Origin of the sequence: Streptomyces cupreus (genome assembly GCF_014257025.1) — a bacterium.
GTDB classification, from domain to species: Bacteria; Actinomycetota; Actinomycetes; order Streptomycetales; family Streptomycetaceae; genus Streptomyces; species Streptomyces cupreus.
Window position 1 is genome coordinate 19,977 of record NZ_JACMSF010000022.1, and the last position, 13,145, is coordinate 33,121.

15 protein-coding genes are annotated in these 13,145 nt (G+C 69.1%); 8 read left to right on the plus strand and 7 right to left on the minus strand.

All coding sequences use genetic code 11. The features are described 5' to 3' along the window. The first annotated feature begins 4 nt into the window (after positions 1 to 4). Positions 5 to 664 (plus strand): ABC transporter, encoded by a 660-nt coding sequence (locus H4N64_RS20925; RefSeq protein WP_260859839.1) that lies wholly within the window; start codon positions 5 to 7, stop codon positions 662 to 664. Positions 665 to 667: 3 nt separating this feature from the next. Here the strand turns inward: H4N64_RS20925 and mshD are convergent, their stop codons facing one another. Continuing rightward, complete coding sequence (gene mshD / locus H4N64_RS20930) at positions 668 to 1,594, minus strand: mycothiol synthase (RefSeq protein WP_186283924.1); 927 nt, start codon at positions 1,592 to 1,594, stop codon at positions 668 to 670. A 165-nt stretch (positions 1,595 to 1,759) separates the two neighbouring features. Here mshD and H4N64_RS20935 point away from each other — a divergent pair, with 165 nt between their 5' ends. Then, positions 1,760 to 3,568, plus strand: a complete 1,809-nt coding sequence (locus H4N64_RS20935) for a bifunctional metallophosphatase/5'-nucleotidase (protein WP_186283925.1) — start codon at positions 1,760 to 1,762, stop codon at positions 3,566 to 3,568. Positions 3,569 to 3,626: 58 nt separating this feature from the next. Continuing rightward, complete coding sequence (locus tag H4N64_RS20940) at positions 3,627 to 4,799, plus strand: LmeA family phospholipid-binding protein (protein ID WP_186283926.1); 1,173 nt, start codon at positions 3,627 to 3,629, stop codon at positions 4,797 to 4,799. 39 nt (positions 4,800 to 4,838) lie between these two features. On the opposite strand, the gene H4N64_RS20945 is transcribed toward H4N64_RS20940, so the two are convergent. Further along, positions 4,839 to 5,126 carry a hypothetical protein gene (locus H4N64_RS20945; RefSeq protein ID WP_186283927.1) on the minus strand — a complete coding sequence of 96 codons (288 nt, stop codon included), beginning with the start codon at positions 5,124 to 5,126 and terminating at the stop codon, positions 4,839 to 4,841. Further along, positions 5,123 to 5,407, minus strand: a complete 285-nt coding sequence (locus H4N64_RS20950; RefSeq protein WP_186283928.1) for a hypothetical protein — start codon at positions 5,405 to 5,407, stop codon at positions 5,123 to 5,125. Before H4N64_RS20950 ends, H4N64_RS20945 begins: the two co-directional genes overlap by 4 nt. A gap of 129 nt (positions 5,408 to 5,536) precedes the next feature. Here H4N64_RS20950 and H4N64_RS20955 point away from each other — a divergent pair, with 129 nt between their 5' ends. The 5 genes from H4N64_RS20955 to H4N64_RS20975 all read left to right on the plus strand — a co-directional run bounded on the left by H4N64_RS20955 (position 5,537) and on the right by H4N64_RS20975 (position 9,584). After that, a complete protein-coding gene (locus H4N64_RS20955; protein ID WP_186283929.1) occupies positions 5,537 to 6,361 on the plus strand; it encodes a Scr1 family TA system antitoxin-like transcriptional regulator in 825 nt (274 codons plus the stop codon). Continuing rightward, the gene (locus tag H4N64_RS20960; RefSeq protein WP_186283930.1) at positions 6,358 to 6,579 is read left to right on the plus strand and encodes a DUF397 domain-containing protein; all 222 of its coding nucleotides are present in this window, start codon (positions 6,358 to 6,360) and stop codon (positions 6,577 to 6,579) included. Before H4N64_RS20955 ends, H4N64_RS20960 begins: the two co-directional genes overlap by 4 nt. Positions 6,580 to 6,726: 147 nt before the next feature. Then, entirely contained in the window at positions 6,727 to 7,077 is a 351-nt protein-coding gene (locus tag H4N64_RS20965) for a DUF6247 family protein (RefSeq protein ID WP_186283931.1), read from the plus strand. Next, positions 7,074 to 7,439: a hypothetical protein gene (locus H4N64_RS20970; RefSeq protein WP_186283932.1), complete on the plus strand. Its 366-nt coding sequence runs from the start codon at positions 7,074 to 7,076 to the stop codon at positions 7,437 to 7,439. Before H4N64_RS20965 ends, H4N64_RS20970 begins: the two co-directional genes overlap by 4 nt. An 81-nt stretch (positions 7,440 to 7,520) precedes the next feature. Further along, positions 7,521 to 9,584: a pectinesterase family protein gene (locus H4N64_RS20975; protein WP_186283933.1), complete on the plus strand. Its 2,064-nt coding sequence runs from the start codon at positions 7,521 to 7,523 to the stop codon at positions 9,582 to 9,584. Here H4N64_RS20975 and H4N64_RS20980 read toward each other — a convergent pair. The 4 genes from H4N64_RS20980 to H4N64_RS20995 form a co-directional block, all read right to left on the minus strand. Continuing rightward, positions 9,571 to 11,049, minus strand: a complete 1,479-nt coding sequence (locus H4N64_RS20980; RefSeq protein WP_186283934.1) for an ATP-binding protein — start codon at positions 11,047 to 11,049, stop codon at positions 9,571 to 9,573. The genes H4N64_RS20975 and H4N64_RS20980 overlap by 14 nt on opposite strands. Next, positions 11,046 to 11,780 (minus strand): response regulator transcription factor, encoded by a 735-nt coding sequence (locus H4N64_RS20985; protein WP_186283935.1) that lies wholly within the window; start codon positions 11,778 to 11,780, stop codon positions 11,046 to 11,048. The genes H4N64_RS20980 and H4N64_RS20985 overlap by 4 nt, the downstream gene beginning before the upstream one ends. Positions 11,781 to 11,865: 85 nt before the next feature. Continuing rightward, positions 11,866 to 12,033, minus strand: coding sequence for a hypothetical protein (locus H4N64_RS20990; RefSeq protein ID WP_186283936.1), 168 nt, complete (start codon positions 12,031 to 12,033; stop codon positions 11,866 to 11,868). Positions 12,034 to 12,043: 10 nt separating this feature from the next. Further along, entirely contained in the window at positions 12,044 to 13,075 is a 1,032-nt protein-coding gene (locus tag H4N64_RS20995) for a S1C family serine protease (protein WP_186283937.1), read from the minus strand. Positions 13,076 to 13,145 lie beyond the last annotated feature (70 nt).

Here is a 13,145-nt window from a genome sequence, read left to right on the forward strand (position 1 = left end):
GGAGTTGACGACTCCACGACGACTGTCGAACGTGCCCGAGCTGCTCCTCCCGCTTTGGCGTACGTTGCCCTGGCGGGCGCTCGGCGCCGCAGCCGCCCTAGGACTGCTGGTCGCCGGGGCGTCTCGGCTGCCGGCCGGCTTCAGCCCCTGGCTCGCCCTCAACGCCCTGCGCGCCGCAGCGCTCGCCTTCGCCCTGGGCCTGGCCTTCCTCCTGGACGACCCCGCCCGCCACACCACGGCCACCGTGCCGACCCCACGGCCCGTCCGCCAGGCCCTGCGCCTGGCGCTGGTCGCCCCGTTCGCGGCGCTGTGGTGGACGGCGGCGGTCCTGCTGGTCCCGGCCGAAGTACGGCCGCCGGTGGGCGCGGTCACCCTGGAGGCGGCCACCGTCTGCGCCCTCGCGCTGGCCGGAGCGGCGGCCGCGATCCGCCGTACCGACGAACCGGAGCCCGGCGTCGGCGTCGGCGCCGGGCTGCTCACGGTGGCCGTACTGGCCCCGCTGCTCTGGCCCGACCGGTGGGAACTGTTCGTCACGGTGGGCGATCCGGAGTGGGCGGACGCTCATGAGCGGTGGGGGGTGGTGCTGACGGTGGCCCTGGTGGGGTGTGCCGTCTGGGCCCGGGAGCCGGTGCGCAGGCTGCGGGTCAGGTCTCCATTGACTTGAGGGTCACGTTTCGGTTCGGTACATCAGATCAGTCTCATACGTCTCGAACCCCATCCGCTCGTACACCGACACCGCAGCCTTGTTGTCGGCGTCGACGTACAGCATTGCCGTCGGCAGCCCCTGATCCGCCAGATGCCGCAGGCCGATCGCGGTGAGCGCCTTGCCGAGGCCGCCGCCCTGCGCGCCGGGCCGCACGCCGAGGACGTACACCTCGCCGAGCCCCGCCTCGGCATGCACCTTGGTCCAGTGGAAGCCGATCAGCTCGCCCGCCCGCTCCGCGAGGAAGAATCCGTTGGGGTCGAACCACGGTTCGGCCATCCGGTCGTCGAGGTCGCGCTGGGTGAGGGAGCCCTGCTCGGGGTGGTGGGCGAAGGCGGCGGCGTTCACCGCGAGCCAGGCGGCGTCGTCCTGACCGGGCACGAAGGTACGGACCGTCACATCCCGGGGCAACCCGGGATCGGACAGGTCCAGGTCGGCCAACGGCCGCCGCATCTGCCGCAGTTCACGGAAGAGGGTGAGCCCGAGCACCTGCGCCAGATGCCGGGCCGCCGAGTGGCCGCCGTGCGCCCACACCCGCAGCCGCTTGCCGGAGGCGGCGAGCAGGGCCGAGCCGAGCGCACGCCCGTGGCCGTGTCCGCGGTGCGCGGGATGGACGACCAGCTCGGCGGCCGGCGCCTCCACCGGATCGGTGTCCTCCAGCTGGGCGTACCCGACGAGTTCGTCGTCCACGGTGAGCAGCAGATGCGAGACGCCCTCGCGCTCCCCGCCGCGCAGTTGCAGCCGTCCCTGTTCGGACACCGCCTGCTGGCCGTCGCTGTGGGCGGCCTCGGCGAGCAGGGCGAGCACCGCCTCGGTCTGCTCTGGGGTGAGCGCGGAATAGGTCTCGATGGAGCGGCCCCCACCGGGCCGTGCGGTGTCGTCGCTGGTCATGCGTACGAGGGTAAGCCGAGGCCACAGCAAACCGACGGCAAAAGGGAAACCAGGATGTAACCGGGAACCACCTTCCGCGCTACGCGCGTTGACCCTAGGCTGCGCCCGGGCAGTCACTGCCCTCTCATGACTCTCTTCTGCCTCATACGACTCACAGGGGGGCGTATGCCAGCCAAGTCCACGCAGCCGGAGCACCGCCGCAGACGCCGGACGCATCTGATCCTCACCGCCGCGGCGGGCCTCGCCACCGCGGGCGCCCTGGCCGCCGCGCTGCCGGCGACGGCGACCGCGGAGGAGGGCGACCGCAAGGGGGGCTACAGCCGCTACCAGGACGTCCAGCTGCTGTCCTTCAACGACCTGCACGGCAACCTGGAGCCGCCGAACGGCTCCTCCGGCCGGGTCACCCACCTCAACGAGGACGGCACCACCCAGACCATCAACGCGGGCGGCGTCGAGTACCTCGCCACCCACCTGCGCCAGGCCCGCGAGGGCAACAAGTACTCCATCACCGCGGCCGGCGGTGACATGGTCGGCGCCTCCCCGCTGATCTCGGGCCTCTTCCACGACGAGCCCACCATCGAGGCGCTGAACAAGCTCGACCTGGACGTCACCAGCGTCGGCAACCACGAGTTCGACGAGGGCCCGGTCGAGCTGACCCGCCTCCAGAAGGGCGGCTGCCACCCCACGGACGGCTGCTACACCGCAGAGGGCTTCGAGGGCGCCGACTTCCCCTACCTCGCGGCGAACGTCCTGAACGAGAAGACCGGCAGGCCGATCCTCAAGCCGTACTGGGTCTGGAAGAGGAACGACGTCAAGATCGGCTTCATCGGCGTCACCCTGGAGGACACCCCCGGTGTCGTCTCCGCCGAGGGCGTCAAGGGCCTGAAGTTCAAGGACGAGGTCGAGACGATCAACAAGTACGCGCGCGTGCTTCAGGCGCAGGGCGTCAAGTCGATCGTCGCGCTGATCCACGAGGGCGGGGCCCCGGCCTCGGCGTCGTACAACTACGACTGCGACGCGCCGGGCGCCGGTGACGGCATCTCCGGCCCGATCGTCGACATCGCCAAGAACATCACCCCGCAGGTGGACGCCCTGGTCACCGGCCACACCCACGCGGCCTACGCCTGCACCATCAACGACCCGGCGGGCCAGCCGCGCACGGTCACCTCGGCCGCCTCCTTCGGCCGGCTCTACACGGACACCACGCTGACGTACGACCGTTGGACGGGTGACATCGCCCGTACGGCTGTGAAGTCGGCGAACCACGTGGTCACCCGGGACGTCGCCAAGGCGACCGACATGACTCAGCTGATCACCGAGTGGAACACCCTCGCGGCGCCCGTCGGCAACCGCCCGATCGGCTACATCTCCGCCGACATCGGCAACACGGGCACGGAGGCCCCGCTCGGCGACCTGATCGCGGACGCGCAGCTGGCGTACGGCAGGACGCTGGACCCGGAGACCGACCTGGCGCTGATGAACCCCGGCGGCATCCGCATGCCCCTGACCTACGCGGCCAAGGGCAGTGAGGGCGACGGGGTCGTCACCTACGCCGAGGGCTTCGACGTCCAGCCGTTCGCCAACACCGTGAACCTCCAGGACTTCACCGGCGCACAGCTGATCCAGGTGCTCAAGGAGCAGGTGAGCGGGACGAACGCGGCGAGGCCGAAGATCCTTCAGCCGTCGGCGGGTCTGACGTACACGCTGGACATGACGAAGACCGGCGCGGACCGGATCGTCGTGGACTCGATCAAGCTGAACGGTGCCGCGATCGACCCGGCGGCCACCTACCGCGTCGCGACGAACAGCTTCCTCGCGGGCGGCGGCGACGGCTTCACCACGCTGGGCCAGGGCACGGGCGACCTCGTCGGCGCCGACGACCTGACGGCCCTGGAGCAGTACCTGACGGCCAACTCCTCGGCCACGAACCCGATCGCGCCGCCGGTGGCGAACCGGATCACGATCGTGAGCTGAATCGCAAAGAGGCGGTAGAGGTTGCGGGTGGGGTCGGTGCGCATGATCGTATGGATCGATGCGTACCCCCCACCACATAGTGACGCATCCCGAAATCGACCCCTATGAGGAGCTGGCGGAGCTTCGTGTCCTTGCCGGTGAACCGGATGACGAGGACTGGGCCCCGCCCAACCACCGCCGTGGCGGACGTCGTCGACGCCGCCGCGGCCGCCTCGCGGGTCTGCCGCTCGCGACGAAGGCGGTGATCGGCCTGCTGGCCGTCACCGCCTTCCTCGTTCTCGGCGACCGCTGGGCCCTGCTCTACGCCGAACACCGGGCCGCGGACGCCCTCAAGGACCGCATGCACCTGAACGCCGCTCCCGAGGTGGAGATCGGCGGCTTTCCCTTCCTGACCCAACTGGCGGATGAGCGCCTGGAGTCGGTACGGATCACTGTGCCGGATGTGGCCGCGGACCGAGTCTCATTGGCTCGCGTGACGGCGACGGCGAGGGACGTACGACTCGACGCGGACGGTCCGACATCGATACGGGGCGTCACGCTTCCCGCGATGGACGGCGAGGTCTTGCTGTCGTTTGCTGATTTGAACCGTGAACTCGGCGCGTCCCAGGTGAAGTTCACCGGGCACGGCCGGGACCGGGTGCTGGCGCGCGGCACGCTGCCGGTCGCCGGGCATGATCTGCGCCTTCGCGCGGAGGCACGCATCGGCCGGTCCGGCGCCGGAGGCCTGAAGACCGAGATCGGCGGCATACGGCTGGACATCGGCGAGTTGGCGACGTACCGCCCTGGGTCGGGTGCCTCCCAGGGCCTGCACCTGACGCGCTCGTCGGCCGCGCTGCTCACCCGGGAGACCCGCAAGGCGAAGGCGCTGCTGTCGGTGCCGTCGGTGGTGCGCAGGCTGGGCGTGCCGGAGTCGGCGGTACGTCAGGCGCTGCGCTCGGACGCGGAACTGTCGAAGCTGACGGGAACGCCGCGCTTCGTCCACCAGGCGATGGGCGTGAACCTCCTCGATCTGGCGCTGGAGCACCCCGAGGTACTGAAGCGCCTGGGCCTGGACCCGGGGCTCCTCAAGGCGCTGCCTTCACTGACCCGCCCGGTGCTGGCAGACCGGCTGTCCCTGGGCTTCCGCTTGCCGGAGCCGCCTCACGGCGGTGATCTGCGGCTGACGGACGTACGGGTGGAGGAGCAGGGGATCAGGGTGCGGCTGGCAGGGGCGGGGCTGGAATTCCCGTAGTCCTGGGGCGGGGGCTGGTGAAGGAGGCCCGGGCTCCCGTCACCGGTCGCCCCCAGCGATGCTTCCGCCTCGGCTGACCGCCACCCGAAGGACGTCCGTCAGCGATTCCACCGCCCTGCTGAGGGCGAAGCGCACGGCATGCTCGCCGGCTTTGGGGTCGGCCAGTACCGCCCGCGCTCCGGCAAGCACCTGTTCCCCGGAAGCGAGTTGGGCGTCCTCCAGTTCGTCGGCGAGCCGGGAGAGCGGGCCGTGCCCCCCGTCGGTGCTGAGGTAGCAGGGCTTGCCTTCGGGGCTGGTCCAGGGGAGCAGGCGAAGTTCGCCGCTCATGGGGACACCTCCACGCCATGGATGCGGCGCGGGCCTACGTCGATGCCGTAGGCGGCGAGCCAGAGGGCACGGCGGCGTTGGCGTTGCCGCCTGCGTTCGTGGCGCTCGGCCGGGGTGAGGAGGTAGGGGCGGACGAGGGGGGTGTCGTACTCGACGGGGCAGGGGTTGTGACGGTAGCGGGGTAACGGCTGGACGGGGAGCGGGAGTCGGGCCGTTGATGCTCGGTGGCGTCCTCGGGCGGGGAAGAGGGCTCGCACGAGGACGAGCAGTAGTGACTTCATGCCGAAGCTCCTCTTGGCAGGGGTTTGACGAGCTGTGATTACCGTTCGTGCCTCGATCGTCACAGGTTCCGCCTACGCTGCGGAAGAGGTTTGGTGTTGTCTGGCGCGCAGACAACGGGGAGGGGTGACGTGGGCGAAACGGTTGACGCGGAACCGGTTTCCGGGCGGGCGATGTTGGGGCAGACGCTGAGGGTTCTGCGAGAGAAGTCCGGAAAGTCACTGGGGCAGTTGGCTGACGAGACCGGGTACGAGAAGAGCTATCTGAGCCGGTTGGAGTCCGGGGAGCGGTTGTCCAAGGTGACGGTCATGGAGGACCTGGACGAGTACTACGGCACCGGTGACCTGCTGTTACGTCACTGGAAGGCGGCTCGGCTGGACGCGTTCAAGGACCAGTACAGGGAGTACATGGCTCTGGAGGCGACGGCGCGGATCATGTGGGTGTTCTCGCCGGGAGTTCCAGGGCTTCTCCAGACTGAGGACTTTGCCCGGGGGGTGTTGTCTGGGGCTCAGACAACGGCCGATGGCGACGAGGTGGTTGAGGAGCAGGTCGCGGCACGGCTCGGGCGGCAGTACCTGCTGAGGCAGAAGCCGGAGCCCGAGGTTCGGATCATCATGGACGAGTTCGCGCTCCGACGTCCTGCTGCCCGGGGCAAGACCTGGGATGACCAGCTGCTTCATCTCGAAGCCGCCGCGCTGTGGGCCAACATGACGCTCCAGGTACTGCCGTTCTCGGCAGGAGCGCACCACCATATGGTCGGGTCCCTGACGCTGCTTTGGCAGAGGGACGGAAGCGCCGTTGCCTACAAGGAAGGCAACGGTTGCAGCCGGTTGATCGAAGATCCGGACGAAGTCCTGCGGCAACGACTGTCCTACGATCGGCTCCGCGACCTGGCGCTGTCCCCATCGGACTCGCTGGGGTTCATCAGGGACGTACTGGAGGAGCACAGATCATGACGCGCACCCCCGACCTCAGCACCGCCGCCTGGCGCAAGTCGAGCTACAGCGAAGGGGGAGCCAACGACTGCGTCGAGATCGCCGACGACCACCCCGGCATAGTCCCGGTCCGCGACAGCAAGACCCCGACGGCCCGCCCGCTGGTCTTCTCGGCCGCGTCTTGGTCGGTGTTCGTGACGGGCGTCAAGGGCGAGGCCGGCGTACATACGTTCAGGTGACACAGGTCAGAAGGCCTGACATGCGAGGTCGCGCCTCCCTCATGGTTGATCTTCCGGTCCAATGGGCGGCCGGGGCACAACGACTGATGAGGAAGGCATGAGGCGGTTATGGTCGTGGATACGACGCGTCGAAGGAGGTCAGTGAGCATGAGTGCCCACGCTGCGGAGCCTGGTTCTGTCGTTCCTCCCATGCCCGAGCGGACCCCGAAGGCGCTGCGCGAGGCCATCGCCGAGCACACCCCCGAGCTGCTCCCGGATTTCGACGCGCACTGGAAGCGGGCGATCGCCGACGCCTACAACCTCGGGCCGGTGCCTGCGTTCATGGCCCTCTGGTGGGGTGAGTACGCCCTCGCCCGCGACCCCAAGCTGGACGCGCATGTTCGCGATCTTGAACACCGCGCCGCATATGAGTGCACCGACATTGCCGAAGCCAAAGCGCTCCTCGAAGAGGCGGCGAAGATTCACCACCGGGTCCGAGAACTGGAGCCCGGCGAGTGACTGATGGGTTCATGGGGCCGCCATGGCAAGCGGACTGGCGGATCGATGCTCTCGCCATCTTCGAGGCGCTGCCCGACCATGTTCGTGAGATCGCCCTCGCAGCGCGCGCTGAACTGGTCACGGCGAAAGACCCGTATTTCCGAGGCAGCGATGCTGATGCCGGACTTCCCGAGGGCATGTGGGTCGTGCCGGTCCGGTCCACTGATCCGAAGGGTCGCCACGTCTGCTTCTTCGACGAGGGAAACGGCTGGCTGAAGTACAGCTTCGTCCGCCGGACCGAAGATCCGCAGATCGTGATCGAAGAGCTCTTCTGGCAGACACCTGTGCTTGACCTCACCGACGACTCCCCCACGACTTCGTAGCTGGCGACTCCCCGGCAACCTTTCCGTCCCGTGCGGCAACCCATCTGCGGTCAGCCACCCCCGCACGGAATGGAACTCCCCATGAGCGCACCCCGCGACAGAGGCACCGGCCGCCCCCGGCACCGCAGGCGCAACACGGCTCTCGCCATCGGCGTCCCCCTGGCGCTGACCGCGGCCGGCACGCTGGCGTACGGGTCGGTGTTCGGGATCGGCGCCGGAGCCGAGGAGGCGTCGGCCGCCACCCCCGCCTGGGCGACCGCCACGGCGGACGGCTTCGCCTCCGTCAACGCCCTCGGTCAGAACGGCACTTACGGCGGCCGGGACGGCAGGACAGTCACCGTGAAGACCCTCGCAGAGCTGGAGAAGTACGCGACCGCGCCCGAGCCGTACGTCATCGTCGTAGCGGCGACGATCAACATGAACCCGGTCGGCAAGGAGATCAAGGTCGCCTCCGACAAGACCATCGTCGGCTCCGGCACCTCCGGGCAGATCGTCGGCGGCGGCTTCTTCCTCGGTACCGGCGTGCACAACGTGATCATCCGGAACCTGACGATCCGCGACTCCTACCAGGGCGTCTGGAACGACAAGGACCACGACTTCGACGCCGTCCAGATGGACGGCGCGCACCATGTCTGGATCGACCACAACGACCTGCGTCATATGGCGGACGGCCTGATCGACGTCCGCAAGGACAGCACGAACGTCACGGTCTCCTGGAACAGGCTGAGCAACAACAACAAGACGTTCGGCATCGGCTGGACCGAGAACGTCGTCACCGACATCACGATCCACCACAACTGGTTCCGCGAGACGGAACAGCGCAACCCGTCCACGGACAACGCGGCCCACGCGCACCTGTACAACAACTACTTGGAGGACACGGCGGGCACCACCATCGCCTCCTCCTACGGCAACTACTCGCGCGGCAGGACGAAGATGGTCCTGGAGAACTCCTACTTCCAGGGCTTCAACAACCCCGTCATCAAGGACAGCACGGCGGCGATCGTCCAGAAGGGCAACACCTTCGTCGGCACCAGCGGCCGCAACGAGAGCGCCGGCACCGCCTTCGACCCGAAGACGTACTACGCGTACACGCTGGACAAGACGGCGGACGTGCCGACGCTGCTGAAGTCGGGTACGGGCCCGCGCAGTTCGATAGGCACGGCGACGACCACCGCCGCGGCCGCGACCACGCTCACCGTCGCCAAGGACGGCAGCGGCCAGTACTCCACCGTCCAGGCCGCGGTGAACGCCGTACCGGCGAACAACCCCTCCCGGGTCGTCATCGCCGTCAAGCCGGGCACGTACCGCGAGACGGTCAAGGTCCCGGCGAACAAGCCGCACGTCACGATCCAGGGCACGGGCGGCAGCCGTAAGGACACAGTGATCGTCTACAACAATGCGTCGGGCACCCCGAAGCCGGACGGCTCGGGCACGTACGGCACGTCGGGCAGCGCCACGGTGGCGGCGGAGGCGGACGACTTCCAGGCTCGTAACCTCACCATCACCAACGACTTCGACGAGGGAGCGAACCAGAGCCTGAACGGCCACCAGGCCGTGGCCCTGCGCACGGCGGCCGACAAGGTCTTCCTGGACTCGCTCATCATCAACGGCGACCAGGACACGCTGCTCCTCGACACGGCATCGGCGGACAAGCTGGGCCGCGTCTACGTGCGGAACTCCTACATCACCGGCAACGTCGACTTCATCTTCGGCCGCGCGACCGCCGTGATCGACCAGTCGATCATCACCCTGAAGAAGCGCTGGAACGGCACCTCGGCGGGATACATCACCGCCCCCAGCACCCAGGCCGCCCGCAAGGGCCTGCTGATCAACCGCTCCACGGTCAACGGCGACGTCTCCGCGGGGAGCTTCTACCTCGGCCGCAACTGGCACGCCGGCGGCGACGCCACCCTCCGCCCCCAGACGACGGTCCGCAACACCACCCTGAGCGCCGCCATCAAGTCCACCCCCTGGTCCGACATGGGCGGCTTCTCCTGGAAGAACGACCGCTTCGCGGAGTACAAGAACATGGGCCCGGGCGCGGGCTCCGCAAGCAGCGACCGTCCTCAACTGACGGACACCCAGGCCGCCGACCAGGAGGTCGCGGACTGGCTGGGGGGCTGGACGCCTACGGCTTCGTGACGCTCCCAGGGTCTGGGCTCTCAGGCGGCGGCACCGGTGCGCCCGGCAGTCGTACGGTCGCTACGGTGCCGCCGCCCTCGGCTCGGGCCAATGACACCTCGCCGCCTGCCTGTTGGACCGTGCGGGCCACGATGGAGAGGCCCAGGCCGGATCCGGGGAGGGCCCTGGCGCTGGGGGAGCGCCAGAAGCGGTCGAAGACGTGGGGGAGTTCCTCGGTGGGGATGCCCGGTCCGTGGTCGCGGACCGTCAGGACGCCGTCGGTCAGCGCGACCTCGATCGTGCCGCCCTCGGGGCTGAACTTCACGGCGTTGTCGAGGACGTTGACGACGGCGCGCTCCAGGGCGGTCGGTTCCGCGCGGACGTACCAGGGCTGGAGGTCGGCCGTGATCGTCAGTTCGGGGCCGCGCAGCCGGGCGCGGCGCAGCGCGGACTCCACGGTGTCCTCCAACGCCACCACCTGCACCCGCTCACCGTGCTGGCCCTCCGAGCGTGACAGCTCCTGCAAGTCGCCTATCAGGGCCGCCAGTTCTGTCATCTGGGCCTTCACCGAGGCGAGCAGTGCCTTGCGGTCTGCCTCGGGGATGGGGCGGCCCGTCTCTTCGCTGCGGGTGAGGAGTTCGATGTTCGTGCGGAGGGAGGTGAGGGGGGTTCGCAGTTCGTGGCCCGCGTCCGCGATCAGCTGCTGCTGCAGCTCTCGGGAGCTGGCCAGGGCGGAGGTCATCGAGTTGAAGGAGCGGGAGAGACGGGCCACCTCGTCCTCGGCGTCCTCCTCCACGGGGATGCGGACACTCAAGTCCTCGGTACGGGCCACGTGTTCCACGGCCTCGGTGAGCTTGTCCACGGGGCGCAGTCCGGCACGGGCGACCGCGAGGCCTGCGGCTCCGGCGCCGAGGACTCCTACGCCGGAGACGAGGAGGAGGATGAGGGCGAGGTCGTTGAGGGTGGACTGCGTGCTCTTGAGGGGTACGGCGACGAGCAGCGCAGTGTCCTTGACGACGTACGGCCCATCGGCGCTGCCGACGACCAGTGCCGTGGTCAGCACGCGTACCGGGTTGCCGTCGTCGTCCGTTCCGTTGCGGAGCGTGCCCTTGTTGAGGCGTGGGTCCTCTGCCACCTTCTTGTCGCTGTCGGCGACCTTGACCAGGGCCTCGGAGCCGCCGAACAGGCAGGCCGTGCCGTTCGTCTGCACAAGCTGGGAGTAGCCCTTGAACCGCGGTCCGAAGACAGCCGCGTCGGAAGGCGACTGCGCGCAGGCGTTCAGGGCGGCGGCCACCGCGGCCTCCGGCTGTGACCGACCGACACTCGACTCAAGGTCGTTGTCCAGCTCCTCGTACAGCTTCCCCTGCACAATGAACCAACAGGTCACCGAAACCGCCGCCACCGCGAACGCCACCGCCGCCGCCACCAGCAACGCCAGCCGCGAGCGAATCGGCAGCGACCGGAACCGCCGTAGAACCCGTCTCACTCGGCGCCGCCCTGGCGCAGCACGTACCCGACACCCCGCACCGTGTGCACGAGGCGCGGCTCGCCGCCCGCCTCGGTCTTGCGGCGCAGGTACATGACGTAGACGTCCAGGGAGTTCGACGACGGCTCGAAGTCGAAGCCCCAGACCGCCTTCAGGATCTGCTCACGGGTGAGGACCTGGCGCGGGTGGGCCATGAACATCTCCAGGAGCGTGAACTCCGTGCGGGTCAGTTCCACCGGGCGGCCGGACCGTGTCACCTCTCGTGTCGCCAGGTCCATGCGCAGGTCGGCGAAGGTGAGGGCCTCGTCGTCCTCCACAACCCCTGCACCAGCCGCCGCGTACGAACTGCGCCGCAACAGCGCCCGCACCCGTGCGAACAGCTCGTCCAGCTCGAACGGCTTGACCAGGTAGTCGTCCGCCCCCGCGTCGAGCCCGGTGACCCGGTCGCCGACCGTGTCCCGGGCCGTCAGCATCAGGATCGGGGTCGTGTCGCCCGCCCCTCGGATGCGGCGCGCGGCGGTCAGGCCGTCCATGCGGGGCATCTGGATGTCCAGGACCACCAGGTCGGGGCGGTACGCCGTCGCCTTCTCCAGGGCGTCGGCTCCGTCCACGGCTACCTCCGTGTCGTACCCCTCGAAGGCGAGGCTGCGCTGAAGTGCTTCTCGCACCGCCGGCTCGTCGTCGACGATCAGGATGCGCTGGGGGTCACGGTCGCCATCGGCGGGGCTCATGGGCTTCGGGTTCCTCGGGTGCGGAGGGACGGTTCATCAACGCATTCAGCCTCGCATGTCCGCGGTCGGTGCGTTGAAGAGCGGGTTACGCGCGGGCCGTCGTACGGCGGCGGGCGCGGCGGGCCGTGGCGCGGCCCGTGGCCAGCTCCGGGGCCCGGGCGGCGGGCGCGTGGAGTTCGTACGCCACCTCCAGGGCCAGAGCGAAGCGCGCCGGGTCGGTGTCCGTCGCCGTGTGGGAGACCTGCTTGATCATGACGTACCCCTTAGTTCTGCGAGCCCGACCGCAGCTGCGCCAGGTCGGACTTGACGGTGTTGATCGGGATGGCGAAGCCGAGGCCGACGCTGCCGGCGTCGGAGGAGGTCGAAGCCGACGAGTACATCGCGGAGTTGATGCCGATGATGTTGCCGTTCATGTCGATCAGCGCGCCGCCGGAGTTCCCCGGGTTGAGCGAGGCGTCGGTCTGGAGCGCCTTGTACGTCGTCGTGGACGAGCCGGTGTCGCCGTTGAACTCCTGACCGCCGAACTCGAACGGCCAGCCTCCGCCGCCCTGCTGCTGTTGCTGCTGGCCCTCGTCCGTGGAGACCGTGACATCGCGGTCGAGCGCCGAGACGATACCGCTGGTCACCGTGCCGGTCAGACCCTCGGGCGAGCCGATCGCGATGACCGTGTCGCCCACCTGGACGCCGTCGGAGTCGCCGAGGCTCGCCGCCTTCAGGCCCGAGGCGTCCTCCAGCTTGATCAGCGCGAGGTCCTTGCTGCTGTCGGTGCCGACGACCTGCGCGGTGTACTCCTTGCCGTCGCTGGTCGTCACCTTGATCGAGGAGGCGCCGGAGATGACGTGGTTGTTGGTGATGATCTCGCCGTCGCTGGTGATGATCACGCCGGAGCCGGTGGACTCACCGGAGTTGGAGGTGGCGCTGATCTCCACGATGCTCGGGCTGACCGCCTCGGCGATGGCCGCGATGTCGCCCTTCTTGCTGGAGGGCACCACGCTGGTGGTGGTGCCGGCGGCGACGGTGTCGCTGCCGGTCAGCTCCTGAACGGCGTACGCGGTACCGCCACCCACGGCCGCGGCGACCAGCGCGACGGCGGCGAGGAGAGCGACAGGACCCCGGGTCCGCTTCTTGCGCGGAGCTTCCACAGCGGCGGTGGGAGCTTCCACGGTGGCGGTCGGCTCGTGGGCCGGCGGGGGCGGCCACTCCGGGTTCACGGGGGAGGGAGCGTGCTGCTGAGCGCCCTGGTACGGGTTCTCGTACTGCTCGTACTCGCCGTCACGGCGGAAGCTCTCGGTCATGTCCATGAGCTTGTCGCCCGACCATGAGAGCTCCCTGAGCGCTCCCTGAGAAGCCCGACAGAACCTCGTA

Coding starts and splice junctions, on each gene's coding strand:
- mshD (WP_186283924.1), bottom strand. CDS start 1,594: ATGACCAGCGACGACACCGCACGGCCCGGTGGGGGCCGCTCCATCGAG.
- H4N64_RS20935 (WP_186283925.1), top strand. CDS start 1,760: ATGCCAGCCAAGTCCACGCAGCCGGAGCACCGCCGCAGACGCCGGACG.
- H4N64_RS20940 (WP_186283926.1), top strand. CDS start 3,627: ATGCGTACCCCCCACCACATAGTGACGCATCCCGAAATCGACCCCTAT.
- H4N64_RS20945 (WP_186283927.1), bottom strand. CDS start 5,126: ATGAGCGGCGAACTTCGCCTGCTCCCCTGGACCAGCCCCGAAGGCAAG.
- H4N64_RS20950 (WP_186283928.1), bottom strand. CDS start 5,407: ATGAAGTCACTACTGCTCGTCCTCGTGCGAGCCCTCTTCCCCGCCCGA.
- H4N64_RS20960 (WP_186283930.1), top strand. CDS start 6,358: ATGACGCGCACCCCCGACCTCAGCACCGCCGCCTGGCGCAAGTCGAGC.
- H4N64_RS20965 (WP_186283931.1), top strand. CDS start 6,727: ATGAGTGCCCACGCTGCGGAGCCTGGTTCTGTCGTTCCTCCCATGCCC.
- H4N64_RS20975 (WP_186283933.1), top strand. CDS start 7,521: ATGAGCGCACCCCGCGACAGAGGCACCGGCCGCCCCCGGCACCGCAGG.
- H4N64_RS20985 (WP_186283935.1), bottom strand. CDS start 11,780: ATGAGCCCCGCCGATGGCGACCGTGACCCCCAGCGCATCCTGATCGTC.
- H4N64_RS20990 (WP_186283936.1), bottom strand. CDS start 12,033: ATGATCAAGCAGGTCTCCCACACGGCGACGGACACCGACCCGGCGCGC.
- H4N64_RS20995 (WP_186283937.1), bottom strand. CDS start 13,075: ATGACCGAGAGCTTCCGCCGTGACGGCGAGTACGAGCAGTACGAGAAC.